Below are 17,052 nucleotides of genomic sequence, written 5' to 3' on the forward strand. Positions count from 1 at the left end.
CGTGCAGCGCTTGCAGCGAGTTGCGCTGGATGGCGCATGACTAAGGCTGCACGACGTTGATCGTGCCCGGGTTGCTGCGCCCCACCCCGCGCAGGTCGGGACGGTACATGTCCTCGACCAGCGGCGGCGGCACCGTGTAGGTGCCCGGAGTCACCGCGCGCACCAGGTAGAACACCTGTGCCTTGCCGCCTTGCGCCAGGCTCAGCGCGGCCACGTAGCGGTCGTCGCGGAACTCCTCGTGCTTGACGTCGGCGGCCTCGGAACGGTCGCTGATCTCGATGCCGTCCACCACCACGTCGGCCCACTGCTTGGCGTCGCCCAGGTTGAAGTTCTCGATCTCCAGGCCAGCCGGCAGCAGATCGGTCAACAGCGCGTCGGGCATGCCCACGTTGGAGGTGATGGTGACGCGCACGATCAGCGCCTCGCCTTCCTTCAGCGGCCGCGGCGTCCACGGCGTGCCGTCGGTGCTGTACCACTCGCGTTCCACCTTCAGCGTGCTCTCGTCCACCTCAGGCGCCTTGCGCGGGATGCCGGCGATTTCCAGGCTGGCGTAAAGCGGCGCCTCGCCCTGCGGCACGAAGCTGACCCCGCGCGCCAGCTCGGCCTCACCGAACTGACGGCCGAACGCCTTGGCCGCGCCGATCGCCTCGCTGCTGTCGCCGATCGCCAGCTGCCCGGACACCAGCTTGCTCTGGTTGACCAGCAAGGCCTTGCCCATCCGCGCCAGGGCCACCTGCTCCTGGGTGCTCAGCCACAGCCAGCCGCTGCGGCGGCGTGCGTCGATCTCGCGGCCCAACGCCACCGCGCGCGCATCGTACTCGGGCTTGGCCAGGCCGCGCTCGTGCAGCAGCGCGATCATCAGCGCATCGTCGCGGATCACGCTGCCGTAATCGCCGAAGTAAGGCGGACGGTCGCCGCTGTCCTTGGCGAAGCCAGCCGCGATCGCCGCGTCGCCGCGCTTCTTGTCGCCCTGCAGCGACAACGCCACGCCCAGGTGCACCAGCGACAGGCCGGTCAGCGCCTTGCCGCGATCGTTGTCGTACAGCGCGCGCAACGTGCCCAGCGGGGCGCGGTTGACCCGCGCCAGCACGTAGCCGGACCAGGCCTGGTTGGCGAACTTCAGGTTCTCGCGGCGGTCCTGGCCGTAGAAGTTGTTGCCGCCGGACAGCAGGTCCTCGCTGAGCCGGTTGAGCGCCTTCTGCAGCACGTTGTCGGGCACCGCGAAACCGGCGTCCTTGGCGTCGAGCAGGAACTCGGCGATGTACGGGGTCAGGCCCGGATTGACGTAGCCGTCGTCGCCCCACATCGAGAAGTGGCCGCTGGAGATCTGCATCGAGGCCAAGCGGCCGAACGCGCCTTCCATGCGCGCGCGGCGGGTGGCCGCGTCCAGGCCCTGGGCGCCGAGCAGCTTGGCGGTGGTGTCGTCGAGCAGCAGCGCGGCGTAGCCCTTGCTGGTGGTCTGCTCGGCGCAACCGTACGGGTAGTTCAGCGCGCCCTGCAGCGCGCTGGCGAACGGGATCGGCGGCAACGCGCTGACCAGCATGCGCGCGTTGACCGAACCGGCCATCAGCCCTTCGGCATCGCCCATGCCCAGCGTCACCGGCGCCAACGGATCCAGCACGCGGGTCTGCGCGCGCAACACCGACGGCCACGCCGCGCGCACCGGCAGGTCGTAGCGGCGGTCGACGCTGAAGCCGTTGCCGTTCACCCGCACCCGTACCTTGGCCACGGTGTAGCCCTCCTGCGCCACCAGCGGGAAGCTGAGCGTGGCCTTGCCGTCCTTGCCGAGCTTGGCGCTGCGCGCATTCTCGGCGATCGCCAACGGGCCTTCGCCATCCACCTGCACCTTGAACTCGCCCGCTTGCCCGGTGAAGTTCTGCACGTCCAGGGTGACCGTGCTGCGGTCGCCCGGCGCCATCACCCGCGGCATGCTGGCCTCGGCCACGATCGGCGCGCGCACCAGCGTTTCCACGTCGCGATTGCCGTAGCGCTCGTCCGAATACACCAGCGCCGAGACCCGCAGCGTGCCGTTGAAGTCGGGCACCGGCAGCTGCACCCGCGCATTGCCCTTGGCGTCGAGCTTCACCGAGCCGGAGAACAGGTCCACGGTCTGCACCCGCGCGGTGGGACGCTTGGCCTGCGGCAACGCCGCCAAGGCCATGTCGCCGCCGAAGCGCAGCTTGCCGGTGCCGCCCTCGAAACTCTCGATCACCCGGCCGTAGATGTCGTACGAGTCCACGCCCAGGCGCCGCTGTGCGAAGAACTGCGCGTTGGCATCAGGCACCGGGAAGCGGGTGATGTTGAGGATGCCCACGTCCACTGCGGAGATGGTCACGTGCGCCTGCTTGCCGGCCAGTTCCGGCACGCTGACCGTCACCGGCAGCGGCTGCTCCGGACGCATCTGCTTGGGCGCGACCAGGCCCACCGCCACACGCCGGGTCTTGCGCTCCATCGGCACGAAGGCCACGCCGACCGCGCGCGCCGGGGTGATCTTGCTCGGCGCCGAACCGCCGCGGAACACCAGCGCGGTGACGTAGACGTCGTGGCGCTCCCAGTCCTTGGTCACCGGGATCTCGAAGCTGCTGCCCGGCTTCACGTCGATGTCCTGCACGTACAGCATCTTGTCGCTCTCGACCATCAGCACGCCGGGACCGGCATGCGGCGGGGTCAGGGTGACCTTGAGCGTGTCGCCGGCCTTGTAGCCGGTCTTGTCCAGCGCCAGCTTGACCTTGTCAGGACGCGCGTCCAGGCCGCGGTTCTCGTCGTTCCAGCTCCAGCCGGCGCGGAACGGATAGCGCGTGGTCAGGCCGGTGGACGGATCGAACACGTCCACGCGGTACTCGCCCCACTCCACCGGGAAATCGAACTTGGCCGCGGCGCTGCCGGCATCGACGGTGATCGACTGCTTGTTCTCGAAGCGGCGGGTGAAGTCGTAGTCCCAGCGGTTGTCGGCGAACGCCCAGTGGTAATCGCGCAGCTCGCGCACCAGGGTCACCTTCAATCCCTTGGCCGGCTGCGGCTTGCCCTGCGCGTCCACCCGCATCAGCTCGAAGCGGGCGTTGGCGTTGGCGTCGGCGCCGTCCTTGTCGTCGAACAGCGGGCGCACGCCGACCAGCGCCGGCGCCGGCCACAGCACGCGCTTGAGCGTGCGGGTGACGGTGCGGCCGCCGGTTTCGTACACGCTCGCCGAGACCAGTGCGGCGATGGTGCTGGTCGGCTTGGCTTCGTCCGGCAGCGCCAGGTCTTCGGCGATCTTGCCGTCGGCGCCGAACTCGGTATCGATCACGTCCTTGGCTTCGCGCGGCAGCTGCAGCGTCGAGTCGCCGAAGAAATAGCCGGGCAGCGACTCGACCGGATGCTGCTCGACCGCCACCGCCAGCTTGGCGGTGAAGCGGTTGCCGTCGGCCGGCGCGCCGTACAGATAGGCGGCGGTGGCCTGCAGCTTGAACGGCTCGCCCGGCTTGAGCGTCTTCTGCGCGCTGTCCAGGTCCAGCTTCATGCGCTCGGGCAGGAACTCCTCGATGCGCAGGGTCATGCCCTGCACCGCTTCCTTGCTGGACGGATCGGTGCGGAACTCCACCTGCCAGCGCCCGGTCGGCGCATCGGCGGGAATCAGCTGCTCGAAGCTGAAATAGCCCTGCTCGCCCGGCTGCAGGCGGGTCTCGCGGAAGATCTTGCCGTCGGGCTGCTTCAAGCGCAGGAACACCGGTTGCGCGCCCTTGCCGGTGGTGGCCACCGGTTTGCCGTCGTTGTCGCGCAGCAGCGCCGACACGCGCACCGTCTCGCCGGGGCGGTACAGATCGCGGCCGGACCAGGCGAACACGTCGAACCAGGCGTTCTCGCGCCCGGCCACGGCGAATTCGCTCAGGTCCAGCGCCGGCTGGTTGAACGGCAGCATCGACAGGTCGGTGCCGCTGCGCGCCACCAGCACCTGGCCGGCGTCGAGGGTGTAGTTCAGCAGCGCGTTGCCGTTGGCATCGGTCTCGCCTTTCAGGAACAGCTCGCCCTTGGCGTCGAGGATGCGCAGCTCCACCTTCTTCAACGGCTCGCCGCTCTGCAGCGAGGCGGTGTGCACGAACAGCTTGTCCTTGTAGGCGCGCGCGTGCAGGCCGATGTCGCTGACGGTGAAGAATGCGGTGTCGTATTCGTTCTCGAACCGGCCCGGGCGCTTCATCACCGCGAAGTACAGGCCCGGCGCCTGCAGCTCCTTGATGTCCTGGATCGGCAGATAGGTCAGCGCGCGCTCGTTCTTGTCGCCGCCGAGCACGAAGCGGTTGACGTAGACCGACTCGGCCAGCTGCGAAATCGGGGTGTGGTCGCTGTAGTCGCTGTCCATCTCCCAGCTGCCGCGGCGGCCGCCGCGCTGGTACTGGGCGAAGAACGCCGGCAGCGAGCCTTCCTTGACCCGCATGAACTCCACGTCCACTTCCGGCACGTTGAGCGACACCACCGGCAGGCCGCGGCTCTCGCGCGCCGGCAGCACGCTGCCCTGCGAGGCGAAGCCGACCGCCGGCTCCAGTTCGCCGGTGTAGACCTTCTGCTTGAGCGGCTTGCCCAGGCGGTTGCCGTCGGCGGCGAGCAGGTCGGCGGAGATCAGCACGGTGTAGTCCTTGGCCGCCTCCACGTACGGATAGCGCAGGGTCTTGCCGTCGTCGGACAGCGACCAGGCGCTCTCGTCGGTGCCGACCTTCTCCTCGAAGCGCAGCAGCTTGTCGAAGTCCTGGGTGCCGACCAGCGGCCGCGAGAACTCCAGCGCCAGCGACAGCCCGTCGCCCTTCTGGTCGGGATAGGCGCGAACCAGGCCGAAGCCCTTCATCGCTTCCTTCTGGCCCTTGACCGGCTCGCCGCTGGCGTCGGGCAACTGCCCGGATTCGTTGCGCTTGCAGCCGCCCAGCGCCAAGGCCAGGCCCAGCAGCAGGAAGGTGCTCAACAGCCCCGCGCGCAGGAGGCGCCACTGCCGCTTCGAATCCGTGTGCATACGTTCGCTCCGTGAAAGTGGCGCGAGTATAGAACGCGGACGCGGCGGCCGGAGGGTCGAAATCAAGATTGCGGACGCGGCGATCGCCGGCGCCTGGCAAGGCGGTCGGGGATGGTGGCGGGCGGGCGCCGCCGGACTGTGCAGGCGGCGATTTCTGCGTGCCGGGTTGCCGCGCATGGCGGCGGCGCCCAGCGCTCATCCGTACTCCGGCCGACACGCCATCGTCGTTGCCTGATATCGCTGTGGAAGCAACCGATGAGGCCACAGGTTACCCAGACCGGATGCAGTCGGGACTGAAGTCCCTCCCACAGTGCACCCGGCCAGCGTGCCGCAAGCCCCTGTAGGAGCGGCTTCAGCCGCGACAAACGAAGCCGGGAACTGCACCAGCTTCGGACACTGCCTGTCGGGGCTGAAGCCCCTCCTACAGTGCATCCGGTTGGATGGCCGCAAGTCCCTTGTAGGAGCGGCTTCAGCCGCGACAAGCGGAGCCGCGGACGCGCCGCCGTCAGCGCAACAAGCGCTGCATGTACAGCGCGATCAGCCGTGGCCGGTCCAGCGCCAGGCAGACCTGGGCGTTGGCGGCGCCAGGCGCCGCATGGCCGCGATCCGCCGATCCGTCGACGGCCGCAGTACCGCCAGCTGCGCTCGCGCCAGGCGGCACTTCCCGCGTATACCCCTGATCGTCGACCGTGATGCGCAGCGGCACGGTCGGGCACAGGCTCGGGTCGAGCAGCTGCGCCACCGGCACCACGTCGAACAGGGTCGGCGTGGCGCTGGCCCAGGGCTGGTCGGTGTCGCGCCACTGGTAGTAGAGCTGGGTCAACGCGTCGGTCAGCGGATCGCCATGCGCGAACAGCGCCACCCGCTCCGGTTCCTCCAGGGTCACCTGGGTCGCGTCCAGCGGCAGCAGCACGATCGGCACGCCGGCGGCGAACACGCGCTGCGCGGCGCCGATATCGGAAACGATGTTGTATTCCGGCGCCGGCGCGCTCGGCGGCCGGTAGCGCGACTTGCCGTAGCCCGCACGCACCGAGCCGCCCATCAGCACCACCTGCCTGAGCTGGGCGAAGCCCTGCGGGTCGCGCTGCAGCGCGCGCGCCGCGTCGGTCAGCGGGCCGAGCACCAGCAAGGTCACCTGCCCGGGATGGCGCCGCGCCTGCGCCAGGATGAAGTCCGTCGCGTCCGGCGCCTTGCGCGGCAGCGTGCCCTGCGCCGCCCAGCGCGCCTGGCTGAAGGGAATCGTGCTGGTCGTGACATGGCCGATCGCCAGCGGGATCTCGCTGCGTCCTGCCTGCTGCAACAAGCGCTGCAGCAACTGCGCACGCAGTGCGGTGTCGCCCCAGGACGACGCGATGCCGAGCACGTCCAGTTCCGGGCTGCGCAGCAGCAGCGCCAGCGCGAACGCGTCGTCGATGTCGTCGCCGATGTCGGTGGATACCACCACCTTCTGCGCCGGCGGCGCGGCTGGGGGCGCCGCCGCAGCGTCAACCGCTGCCAGGGCCAGCAGCGCCAGCGCCGCCCACCGTTTCAGACTGCGCATGCGCGCCTCCCATAAAAAGAAACCGCCGGCATGATAGCCGGCGGTCCCTGGTTCATCGCAACGCGGACGCGCCGATCAGAAATTGGCGCGGAACTGCGCGCCGACGATGCGCGGATCGTTGATGAAGCCGGTGAGGTTGTTGAAGTCGATCGCACCGGTGGCGCGGATCTGGTTGGTGCAGTTGCGGCAGAACACCGACACCTCGTACGCGCCGGCGCCCCAGTTGTAGCCGATCTTGGCGCCGCCTTCGAGCAGCGGCTGGCCGACGAATTCGCGCGAGTCGTACAGGAAGAAGTTGATCTCGCTGCGGTAGGACCAGTCGGTGTAGAAGAAGAACTCTGCGTCGTCGCCGACCGGGATGCCGTAGCGCAGCGTGGCGTTGCCCATCCACTTGGCCGCCTGCGGCAGCACGTTGCCGTCGATGATGGCGTTGCCGGCGGCGTTGAGCGGATCGGTCACGGTGCAGGTGCGGCATACGCCGACCGACAGGGTCGGATCCTCGATGCGGGTCCAGTTGTAGGCACCGCCCAGGGTGAAGCGCAGGTTCTGGGTGAGCAGCGCCTCGAAGTCGAACTCGGCGCCGCGCGCCTTGGATTTGTCGGCGTTGAGCAGGCGCACGTCGTTGGAGGTGCCGCCGACCGCGGTCAGCTGCTGGTTCTTCACCCGGAAATCGTAGATGTCGAAGCTGATCCGCGCGCGCTTGTCGAATAGGTCGGACTTGATGCCGATCTCGTACGAATCCACGGTCTCCGGCGCGGCCACGGTCAACGGCGCGGTCGCCGACGGCACGCCGAAGCTGGCGCCGCGGAAACCGCGCGCGGCGCGGGCATAGACGTTGACCGCGTCGTTGATGGTGTAGGTCGCGCTGAGGTCGCCGGTGACCTTGGAGTTGTCGGTGCTGCCGGTGGACGGATCGAGCAGGGTGACGCGGTCCAGCGCCAGCACGTCGAAGGTCTTCTTATCGTAGGTGTAGCGGATGCCGGCGCGCAGGTCCAGGCGATCGGTGGCCGCGTAGTTCAGCGAGCCGAACGCCGCCCACGAGGTGTTGCGCTGGCGGGTCAGCTGGTAGCTGCTGAGGGTGCCGCCGCCGAAGGTGTTGTAGGTGTAGTTCTCGCCTTCCACCGAATCGTGGAAGTAGTACAGGCCGGCCTGCCAGTTCACCGGGCCGGCGTACTGCGATTCGGCACGCAGCTCCTGCGAGTACTGGTCCAGGTTCTTGATGCCGCCGGCGGTTTCCACCGGGAACGCGATCACGCCCGGGCCGGACGGCGGCGCGAACACCGCGCCGTAGCCGCCGTCGATGTCGCCGCGGCTGTAGTACTTTCCGATGCCCTCGTAGCCGGTGATCGAGTGCAGCACGATGTCGCCCAGGTCCCAGGTCAGGTTGGCGCTGCCGCCATAGGTCTGCAGTTCCTGGGTGTTGCCGCCGTCGATGGAGGCCTTGTCCGGATCGAAGCCATCGACCAGCTTGTTGCTGCCCGGCTGGAAGATGTTGGCGCGGAACAGCCGCGCGGTGCCGTCGAGATGCCGCGCATGCGCGTTGAACAGCGCGCTGAAGTCCTCGCCCGGCTGGAACAGCAGCTGCACCCGCACCGCCGAGTCGGTGTAGCCCTCGAACGAGCGGTCGTCGACGGTGTTGTCGACCCAGTCGTCGCGGCGCTGGCCCAGCGCCGACACGCGCGCGGCCCACTTGTCGCCCATGGCGATGCTCAGGCCGGTTTCCATGGTCATGGTGCCGTAGGTGCCATAGGACAGGCTGGCGTAGCCGTCGTTGGCGCCGATGCTGGGCTTGACCGAGTTGAACTTGACCACGCCGGCCGGCGTGTTGCGGCCGAACAGCGTGCCCTGCGGGCCGCGCAGCACTTCCAGGCCTTCCAGGTCGAAGATCGGGAAGCCCTTCAGGAACGCGTTCTCGGCCACCACGTCGTCGTACACCAGCGACACCGGCTGCGAGGCGTAGGTGTTGAAGTCGGTGTTGCCGTAGCCGCGGATGTAGAAGCGCGGGAACACGCGGCCGTTGGAGGATTCGACATTGAGGCTGGGCGCCTTGCCGGCCAGCACGCGCACGTCCGAGCCGCTGGTGGCGATCGCGTCCAGGTATTCCGGGCGCAGCACGCTGGCGGAGATCGGCACGTCCTTGGAGTCTTCCGAACGCCGTTCGGCGGTGACCTTGACCGCATCCAGGCGGGCGACCCCGTCCGTGCTGTCCGCCTGCTGGGCGGCGGCGGAGAACGAGAGGGCGGAAACGACGGCTACGGCAAGTGCGCTGGTGCGCAGCGACCAACTGGCGGACATGGGGACTCCGGAGTGGAATGGGCAAGAGCGAATGCGCGCCGCCGGCAAGCGATGCCGCGCCGCACCATAATTAACACAAAATACACATGTTGTGCATGTCCCGGTCACTTGAACGTGTTAAGGCTGCAAGTGCGCAATGTGCTGCCACATGTGCTCTGCAAGCGCGCTGTCCAGACGGCCCAGGTCTATCAACATCGCACTGCGGATTTCCGGTTGGCGACGCCACCGCGGCCTTGGCCGCGCAACAACACGCGCCGCTGCGCCCCACCCGCACCCTGTAGGAGCGGCTTCAGCCGCGACAGGAACTACGGTTAGAGCATGTCGCGGCTAGAACATGTCGCGGCTGAAGCCGCTCCTACAAAAACAAGACCCGGATTTGCGGCGCCACAGCGATGCAGCCCTGCCGCCGGCTCAGCAAATATCGCCCGGCACCCGCACCCAGCCCTCCATCAACACCCGCGCGCTGCGGCTCATGATCGCCTTGGTGACACTCCACTGGCCGTCCCCCTGCTGCTGCGCTTCGGCGCCCACGCGCAAGGTGCCCGAGGGATGGCCGAAGCGCACCGCCTGGCGGGCGCCGCCGCCGGCCGCGCGATTTACCAGCGTGCCCGGAATCGCCGCGGCGGTGCCGATCGCCACCGCGGCGGTGCCCATCATCGCGTGGTGCAGCTTGCCCATCGACATCGCCCGCACCAGCAGGTCGATGTCGGTGGCGGCGACCGGCTTGCCGCTGGAGGCCACGTAGTCGGCCGGCGGCGCGACAAAGGCCACCTTCGGCGTGTGCTGCCGCGTCGCCGCGTCTTCCAGCCTGGCGATCAGGCCCATGCGCAGCGCGCCGTACGCGCGGATCGTCTCGAACCTGGTCAGGGCGTGCGCGTCGCCGTTGATCGCGTCCTGCAGTTCGGTGCCGCGGTAGCCCAGCGCCTGCGCGTCGAGGAAGATGGTCGGGATGCCGGCGTTGATCAGGGTCGCCTCGAAGCTGCCCACGCCCGGCACGTCCAGCGTATCGATCAGGTTGCCGGTGGGAAACATCGCCCCGTCCGCGCCGTCCTCGTCCGCGGCCGGATCCAGGAAGTCGAGCTGGATCTCGGCCGCCGGGAAGGTCACCCCGTCCAGTTCGAAATCGCCGCTCTCCTGCACTGCGCCGGCCACGATCGGCACCCGCGCGAGGATGGTCTTGCCGATGTTGGCCTGCCAGATCCGCACCGTGGCCATGCCGTCGTGCGGAATGCGCGCCGCATCGACCAGCCCGGCGGCGATCGCGAACGGCCCCACCGCCGCCGACAGGTTGCCGCAGTTGCCGCTCCAATCGACGAACGGGCGGTCGATCGCCACTTGCCCGAACAGATAGTCCACGTCGTGGTCGGCGCGCGCGCTCGGCGCCACGATCACCGTCTTGCTGGTGCTGGACGTGGCCCCGCCCATGCCGTCGATCTGCTTGGCGTAGGGATCGGGACTGCCGATCACCCGCAGCAGCAGCGCATCGCGCCCCGCGCCAGGCAGCTGCGCGGCGGGCGGCAGATCCTGCAGGCGGAAGAACACGCCCTTGGAGGTGCCGCCGCGCATGTAGGTGGCGGGAATGCGGAGTTGGGGAACGTGGGACATGGCTATTTTTCCGACCACCGCGCAAGCGGCGAGTAGTTCAAGGGTTGGCGGGAATCTCGGCCTCGACCAGCTGCGCCAGCAGGGTCAACGACTCCTGCCAGCCGAGATGGCAGAACTCCACCGGGATCTGCTCGGGGATGCCGTCCTGGACGATGTCCAGCTCGGTGCCGCAGGCCACCGTGCGCAGCCTGACCGTCACCATCATCTCGCCGGGCAGGCCAGGATTGTCGAACGTATCGGTATGGCGGATCAGCTCGCCCGGCACCAGTTCCAGATAGGTGCCACCGAAGGATTCGCTGGTGCCGGCGCCCAGATTGGTGAAAGAAATCTTGAAACTGCCGCCCACGTGCGCATTCAGTGCATGCACGGTGGCGACGAAGCCATGCGGCGGTAGCCACTTGGCCAGCGCCGCCGGCTCCAGGAACGCGCGGTAGATGCGCTCGGCCGGCGCGCGCAGGACGCGGTGCAGGCGGACGGTACCGGTGTTGCCGTTGCTCATGGTGGTTTCCTCATTGGTGGACGGCGCGCGCAGGATGGCACGCGCTCATGACACCGACGAATGGGACAGGGCGGTTTCGACACTGCCCAAAAATCCTGCCCGAAACGCCGCAGTACGCTGCCGGGTTCATGCAGGCTGGCGGCCGCGAAAGGCCCGATCCCGAGCCCGCTTGCGCATCGTGTCGAAGAAATCCGGTTCCATCGCCGTGGCTGGACCGGAATCGGCTCCCTCCAGCAGCACGCCACGGAGGTTTTCCGCGTCGCACTGCCCGCAGATCAACCCGCGCACGGACTCGCTGCTGGAACCGCAGTCGTGTCCGGCCACCTGTTGGTCGACGAACAGCTTGTGCTCCTCCGGCGAGGAGATGTTCTTGGTCGCCATACGCACTCCCGACAGCAAGATTGCCGAATTCTGCATCGCCAGTCCGCGGGCGCAAGCCGCGAGCGTTTCCTTTCGAGCATGCCGCCGAATCAGGCGGCGGACGCCTCCAGGAAATCCTGCGCGAAACGCTGCAGCACGCCGCCGGCCTCGTAGATCGCCAGTTCCTCGGCGGTGTCCAGGCGGCAGGTCACCGGCACTTCCACGCGGGTACCGTCGGCGCGGGCGATGGACAGGGTCAGCGTCGCGCTGGGGGTGCGCGCGCCGAGCACGTCGAACACCTCGCTGCCGTCGATGCCCAGGGTCTTGCGCGTGGTGCCGGGACGGAATTCCAGCGGCAGCACGCCCATGCCGACCAGGTTGGTGCGGTGGATGCGCTCGAAGCCCTCGGCCACGATCGCCTCGACTCCGGCCAGACGTACGCCCTTGGCCGCCCAGTCGCGCGAGGAGCCCTGCCCGTAGTCGGCGCCGGCCACGATCAGCAACGGCTGCTTGCGCGCCATGTAGGTCTCGATCGCCTCCCACATGCGCAGCACCTGCCCTTCCGGCTCCAGCCGGGTCAACGAACCGCGTTGCGGCTGGCCATCGACCACCGCCATTTCGTTGAGCAGTTGCGGATTGGCGAAGGTGGCGCGCTGCGCGGTGAGGTGGTCGCCGCGGTGGGTGGCGTAGGAATTGAAATCCTCTTCCGGCACGCCCATCCGCGTCAGGTATTCGCCGGCGGCGCTGTCGGCCAGGATCGCGTTGGACGGCGACAGGTGATCGGTGGTGATGTTGTCGCCGAGCACCGCCAGCGCGCGCATGCCGCGCAGCGTGCGTTCGCCGGCCAGCGCGCCTTCCCAGTACGGCGGGCGGCGGATATAGGTGCTCTGCGGACGCCATGCGTACAGCGGCGCCACCTGCGCGGCGGCCAGCCCGCTGCGCGCGAACATCGGCTCGTAGACCTGGCGGAACTGCTCCGGCTTGACGCTGGCGGCGACGATCGCGTCGATCTCCGCGTCGCTGGGCCACAGGTCCTTCAGCGTCACCGCCTGGCCGTCCTTGTCCACGCCGAGCACGTCCTTCTCGATGTCGAAACGGATGGTGCCGGCGATCGCGTACGCCACCACCAGCGGCGGCGAGGCCAGGAACGCCTGCTTGGCGTAGGGATGGATGCGCCCGTCGAAATTGCGGTTGCCCGACAGCACCGCGGTGGCGTACAGATCGCGGGCGATCACTTCCTGCTGGATCGCCGGATCCAATGCGCCGCTCATGCCGTTGCAGGTGGTGCAGGCGAAACCGACGATGCCGAAACCCAGCTGCTCCAGCTCCGGCAGCAGCCCGGAGGCTTCCAGGTACAGCTGCACCGCCTTGGAGCCCGGCGCCAGCGACGTCTTGACCCATGGCTTGCGCAGCAGTCCGCGTGCGTTGGCGTTGCGCGCCAGCAAACCGGCGGCGATGACGTTGCGCGGATTGCTGGTGTTGGTGCAACTGGTGATCGCAGCGATGATCACCGCGCCGTCGGGCATCAGCCCCTGCGCCTGTTCGGCCTTGCCGGATGCCAGCTTGGTCTCGTCGGCGATGCCGCGCGCGGCCAGCTCGCTGGTCGCCACGCGCTTGTGCGGGTTGGACGGGCCGGCCATGTTGCGGGTCACGCTGGACAGGTCGAACGGCAGCACGCGTTCGTACTGCGCCGCGGCCAGGTCGTCGGCCCACAGTCCTGCGGCCTTGGCATAGGTTTCCACCAGCGCGACCTGCGCGTCGTCGCGGCCGGTCAGGCGCAGGTAGTCGATGGTCTGCCGGTCGATCGCGAACATCGCCGCGGTGGCGCCGAACTCCGGGGTCATGTTGGAGATCGTCGCGCGGTCGCCCAGGGTCAACGCCGCGGCGCCTTCGCCGTGGAACTCCAGGTAGGCGCCGACCACCTTCTGCGCGCGCAGGAATTCGGTCAGCGCCAGCACCAGATCGGTGGCGGTGATGCCCGGCTGCGGCCGTCCGCTCAGCGCCACGCCGACGATATCCGGCAGGCGCATCCACGACGCGCGCCCGAGCATCACGCTCTCCGCTTCCAGCCCACCGACGCCGATCGCCAGCACGCCCAGCGCATCCACGTGCGGGGTGTGGCTGTCGGTGCCCACGCAGGTGTCCGGGAACGCCACGCCATCGCGCACCTGCACCACCGGCGACATCTTCTCCAGATTGATCTGGTGCATGATCCCGTTGCCCGGCGGGATCACGTCGACGTTCTCGAACGCGCGCTTGGTCCAGTCGATGAAGTGGAAGCGGTCGGCGTTGCGGCGGTCTTCCACCGCGCGGTTCTTGGCGAACGCGGCCTTGTCGAAGCCGCCGAATTCCACCGCCAGCGAGTGGTCCACGATCAGCTGCGTCGGCACCACCGGATTGACCTGCGCCGGATCCCCGCCGCGCTCGGCGATCGCATCGCGCAGCCCGGCCAGGTCCACCAGCGCGGTCTGGCCGAGGATGTCGTGACACACCACGCGCGCCGGGAACCACGGAAAATCCAAGTCGCGGCGGCGTTCGATCAGCTGCATCAGCGAGGCGTCCAGCGTCGCCGGATCGCAGCGCCGCACCAGGTTCTCGGCGAACACCCGCGAGGTGTACGGCAGCGCGGCATAGGCACCGGGCCGGAGCGCATCGACCGCGCCGCGCGCGTCGAAGTAATCCAGCGAAGTGCCGGGCAGAGGTTTGCGGTAGTGGCTGTTCATAGCTGGCTACAAAGTTGGGAAAAGCAAAACAAAAACGAAGCCGGGACTTCCTTCTCCCATCGGGAGAAGGTGCCCCGAAGGGGCGGATGAGGGTACGGGCAAAGCCTCGTGCAAATGCGATCCCACATGAGGCGGATGAGGGTACGGGCGCAGCCTCGTGCAAATTCGATCCTACATGAGGCGGATGAGGGGCCGGACGTAGCCTTGTGCAACCAAACAACACCAGGCTGCGCCCGTACCCTCACCCCCGACCCCTCTCCCGATGGGAGAGGGGAGACTTCAGCTGCGTCGGTCGATCGGCACGAACTCCTGATCCTCCGGCCCGGTGTAGTTCGCACTGGGGCGGATGATCTTGCCGTCGATGCGCTGCTCGATGATGTGCGCGCTCCAGCCGGCGGTGCGCGCGATCACGAACAGCGGGGTGAACATCGCGGTCGGCACGCCCATCATGTGGTAGCTGACCGCGCTGAACCAATCCAGGTTCGGGAACATCTTCTTGATCTCCCACATCACCGCCTCCAGGCGCTCGGCGATGTCGTACATCTTGCGGCTGCCCTGCGCGTCGGACAGCTCGCGCGCCACGTCCTTGATCACCTGGTTGCGCGGATCGGACACCGTATACACCGGATGGCCGAAGCCGATGATCACTTCCTTGCGCTCGACCCGCGCGCGGATGTCGGCTTCCGCCTCGTCGGGCGTGTCGTAGCGCTTCTGCACCTCGAACGCGACCTCGTTGGCGCCGCCGTGCTTGGGCCCGCGCAGCGCGCCGATGCCGCCGGCGATGGCGCTGTGCATGTCGCTGCCGGTGCCGGCGATGACCCGGCAGGCGAAGGTGGAGGCGTTGAACTCGTGCTCGGCGTACAGGATCAGGCTGGTGTGCATCGCCTGCACCCACTCTTCGTGCGGCTTGAAGCCATGCAGCAGGTGCAGGAAATGGCCGCCGATCGAATCGTCGTCGGTCTCCACCTCGATGCGCTTGCCGTTGTGGCTGTAGTGGTACCAGTACAGCAGCATCGAGCCCAGCGAGGCCATCAGCTTGTCGGCGATGTCGCGCGCGCCGGGATGGTTGTGGTCGTCCTTTTCCGGCTGCACGCAGCCCAGCACCGACACGCCGGTGCGCATCACGTCCATCGGGTGCGCCGACGGCGGCAGCTGTTCCAGCGCCGCCTTGACCGCGGCCGGCACGCCGCGCAACGAACGCAGCTTGGCCTTGTAGCCGCGCAGTTCGCTGTTGCTGGGCAGCTTGCCGTGCACCAGCAGATAGGCGATCTCCTCGAACTGGCTGCTGCGCGCCAGGTCCAGGATGTCGTAGCCGCGGTAGTGCAGATCGTTGCCGCTGCGGCCCACCGTGCACAGGGCAGTGTTGCCGGCGGCGGTACCGGACAAGGCCACCGATTTCTTCGGCTTGAAGGCCGGTGCGGCCTGGCTGGCGTTGGTGTCGTTCATGCGTCGTCTCCCGGGTATCGCGGTCGTGTCATCGAATGCGGATCAGTGCGCGGGCGCGTCAGGCGGCAGGCCGCCGGCGCGCTCGAGCAATTGCTGCAACATGGCGATCTGGCGGTTCTGCAGCTCGACCAGCGTTGCCCAGTCCTGCTCGCGCAGCTGGTTGAGCTTCTCGTGCACCTGCAGGATCTCCAGTTCGGATTTGATATTCACTTCGTAGTCGTTCTGCGCGCGCAGGCGGTCCACCGCGGCCTGGCGGTTCTGGCTCATCATGATCACCGGCGCCTGGATCGCGGCCAGGCACGATAGGCATAGGTTGAGCAGGATGTAGGGATACGGATCGAAGCCTCCGCTCAGCACCACGCTGTTGAGCACGATCCACGCCAGCAGCACCAGGCCGAAGCCGATGATGAAGCTCCAGCTGCCGCCGACTTCGGCCACGCGATCGGCGATGCGTTCGCCCAGCGAGCGGTCGCGGTCGGCCTGCTTGACGATGTCGCGCGCCACATGGCGCTTGGCGATGAAACGCTCCACCACCTCGCGCTCGGCGTCGGGCAGTTTCTCCAGCTCGGTCTGCAGCAGTTGCCGCGCGGTCTGGCGGCGGTCGATGCGGCCGTGTGGCGGCGTGGTGCCGACGTGGGTGTTCATGGACATGCTCGGGCAGGGGAACCGGCGTGGATCATGCGCCCTTGCCGGCGAACAATGCGTCCAGGCGCTGCTCAAAGGCGTGGTAGCCGATGCGTTCGTACAGCTCCTCGCGGGTCTGCATCGTGTCCACCACGTTCTGCTGGTGGCCGTCGCGGCGGATCGCCGTGTACACCGCCTCGGCGGCCTTGTTGGCGGCGCGGAACGCCGACAGCGGGAACAGCTGGATCGCCACCCCGGCCGATGCCAGTTCGTCGCGGGTGAACAGCGGGGTCTTGCCGAATTCGGTGATGTTGGCCAGCACCGGCACCTTCACCGCGTCGACGAAACGGCGGTAGGTGTCCAGGTCGTAGGCCGCCTCGGCGAAGATGCCGTCGGCGCCGGCCTCCACGCAGGCGATGGCGCGTTCGATCGCCGCGTCCACGCCGTCCACCTGGATCGCGTCGGTGCGCGCGATCAGGAAGAACTCGGCATCGGTCTTGGCATCGGCGGCGGCCTTGACCCGGTCGGCCATCTCGGCCTGGCTCACGATCTCCTTGCCGGGGCGGTGGCCGCAGCGCTTGGCGCCGACCTGGTCTTCGATATGGCAGGCGGCCGCGCCGGCCTTGATCAGCGACTTGATGCTTCGCTCGATGTTGAACGCGCTCGGGCCGAAGCCGGTGTCGATGTCGACCAGCAGCGGCAGGTCGCAGACATCGGTGATGCGGCGCACGTCGATCAGCACGTCGTCGAGGGTGTTGATGCCCAGGTCCGGCAGGCCCAACGAGCCGGCGGCGACACCGCCGCCGGACAGGTAGAGCGCCCGGTAACCGGCCCGTTGCGCCAGCAGCGCGTGGTTGGCGTTGATCGCGCCGATCACCTGCAGCGGCGATTCGGCGGCAAGCGCGGCGCGGAAACGGGCACCGGCGGAAACGTGCGACATGGCGAACTCCTGAGCGAGGGCGGCGGCCCGCACGGCCGTTCC

The 17,052-nt window shown here is 68.3% G+C and carries 10 protein-coding genes; all 10 read right to left on the reverse strand.

Annotated elements, in window-relative coordinates; translation table 11 throughout:
- Window positions 1-40 precede the first annotated feature (40 nt).
- Window positions 41-4,978: an alpha-2-macroglobulin family protein gene (locus HEP74_RS15365; RefSeq protein WP_255427766.1), complete on the reverse strand. Its 4,938-nt coding sequence runs from the start codon at window positions 4,976-4,978 to the stop codon at window positions 41-43.
- 505 nt (window positions 4,979-5,483) lie between these two features.
- Window positions 5,484-6,518, reverse strand: coding sequence for a nucleoside hydrolase (locus HEP74_RS15370; RefSeq protein WP_185813625.1), 1,035 nt, complete (start codon window positions 6,516-6,518; stop codon window positions 5,484-5,486).
- Window positions 6,519-6,593: 75 nt separating this feature from the next.
- Complete coding sequence (locus HEP74_RS15375) at window positions 6,594-8,813, reverse strand: TonB-dependent receptor (protein WP_185813626.1); 2,220 nt, start codon at window positions 8,811-8,813, stop codon at window positions 6,594-6,596.
- A gap of 411 nt (window positions 8,814-9,224) precedes the next feature.
- Window positions 9,225-10,418, reverse strand: coding sequence for a 2-methylaconitate cis-trans isomerase PrpF (gene prpF / locus HEP74_RS15380; protein WP_185813627.1), 1,194 nt, complete (start codon window positions 10,416-10,418; stop codon window positions 9,225-9,227).
- Between the two features lie 37 nt (window positions 10,419-10,455).
- Window positions 10,456-10,917 (reverse strand): SRPBCC family protein, encoded by a 462-nt coding sequence (locus HEP74_RS15385; RefSeq protein ID WP_185813628.1) that lies wholly within the window; start codon window positions 10,915-10,917, stop codon window positions 10,456-10,458.
- A gap of 126 nt (window positions 10,918-11,043) precedes the next feature.
- Window positions 11,044-11,298, reverse strand: coding sequence for a ribbon-helix-helix domain-containing protein (locus HEP74_RS15390; protein WP_185813629.1), 255 nt, complete (start codon window positions 11,296-11,298; stop codon window positions 11,044-11,046).
- An 89-nt stretch (window positions 11,299-11,387) separates the two neighbouring features.
- Window positions 11,388-14,000 (reverse strand): Fe/S-dependent 2-methylisocitrate dehydratase AcnD, encoded by a 2,613-nt coding sequence (gene acnD, locus HEP74_RS15395; protein WP_185813630.1) that lies wholly within the window; start codon window positions 13,998-14,000, stop codon window positions 11,388-11,390.
- A gap of 279 nt (window positions 14,001-14,279) precedes the next feature.
- Entirely contained in the window at window positions 14,280-15,446 is a 1,167-nt protein-coding gene (gene prpC / locus HEP74_RS15400) for a bifunctional 2-methylcitrate synthase/citrate synthase (RefSeq protein ID WP_185813631.1), read from the reverse strand.
- Window positions 15,447-15,488: 42 nt separating this feature from the next.
- On the reverse strand, window positions 15,489-16,091 hold the full coding sequence (locus tag HEP74_RS15405; protein WP_185813632.1) for a DUF1003 domain-containing protein: 603 nt from the start codon (window positions 16,089-16,091) through the stop codon (window positions 15,489-15,491).
- 31 nt (window positions 16,092-16,122) lie between these two features.
- Window positions 16,123-17,010, reverse strand: coding sequence for a methylisocitrate lyase (gene prpB, locus HEP74_RS15410; RefSeq protein WP_185813633.1), 888 nt, complete (start codon window positions 17,008-17,010; stop codon window positions 16,123-16,125).
- Window positions 17,011-17,052 lie beyond the last annotated feature (42 nt).

The organism is Xanthomonas sp. SS (genome assembly GCF_014236835.1).
Classification (GTDB): domain Bacteria; phylum Pseudomonadota; class Gammaproteobacteria; order Xanthomonadales; family Xanthomonadaceae; genus Xanthomonas_A.

What these genes read in the sequence shown, in the direction of transcription:
- HEP74_RS15365 (WP_255427766.1), bottom strand. Translation starts at nt 4,978, where the DNA reads ATGCACACGGATTCGAAGCGGCAGTGGCGCCTCCTGCGCGCGGGGCTG.
- HEP74_RS15370 (WP_185813625.1), bottom strand. Translation starts at nt 6,518, where the DNA reads ATGCGCAGTCTGAAACGGTGGGCGGCGCTGGCGCTGCTGGCCCTGGCA.
- HEP74_RS15375 (WP_185813626.1), bottom strand. Translation starts at nt 8,813, where the DNA reads ATGTCCGCCAGTTGGTCGCTGCGCACCAGCGCACTTGCCGTAGCCGTC.
- prpF (WP_185813627.1), bottom strand. Translation starts at nt 10,418, where the DNA reads ATGTCCCACGTTCCCCAACTCCGCATTCCCGCCACCTACATGCGCGGC.
- HEP74_RS15385 (WP_185813628.1), bottom strand. Translation starts at nt 10,917, where the DNA reads ATGAGCAACGGCAACACCGGTACCGTCCGCCTGCACCGCGTCCTGCGC.
- HEP74_RS15390 (WP_185813629.1), bottom strand. Translation starts at nt 11,298, where the DNA reads ATGGCGACCAAGAACATCTCCTCGCCGGAGGAGCACAAGCTGTTCGTC.
- acnD (WP_185813630.1), bottom strand. Translation starts at nt 14,000, where the DNA reads ATGAACAGCCACTACCGCAAACCTCTGCCCGGCACTTCGCTGGATTAC.
- prpC (WP_185813631.1), bottom strand. Translation starts at nt 15,446, where the DNA reads ATGAACGACACCAACGCCAGCCAGGCCGCACCGGCCTTCAAGCCGAAG.
- HEP74_RS15405 (WP_185813632.1), bottom strand. Translation starts at nt 16,091, where the DNA reads ATGAACACCCACGTCGGCACCACGCCGCCACACGGCCGCATCGACCGC.
- prpB (WP_185813633.1), bottom strand. Translation starts at nt 17,010, where the DNA reads ATGTCGCACGTTTCCGCCGGTGCCCGTTTCCGCGCCGCGCTTGCCGCC.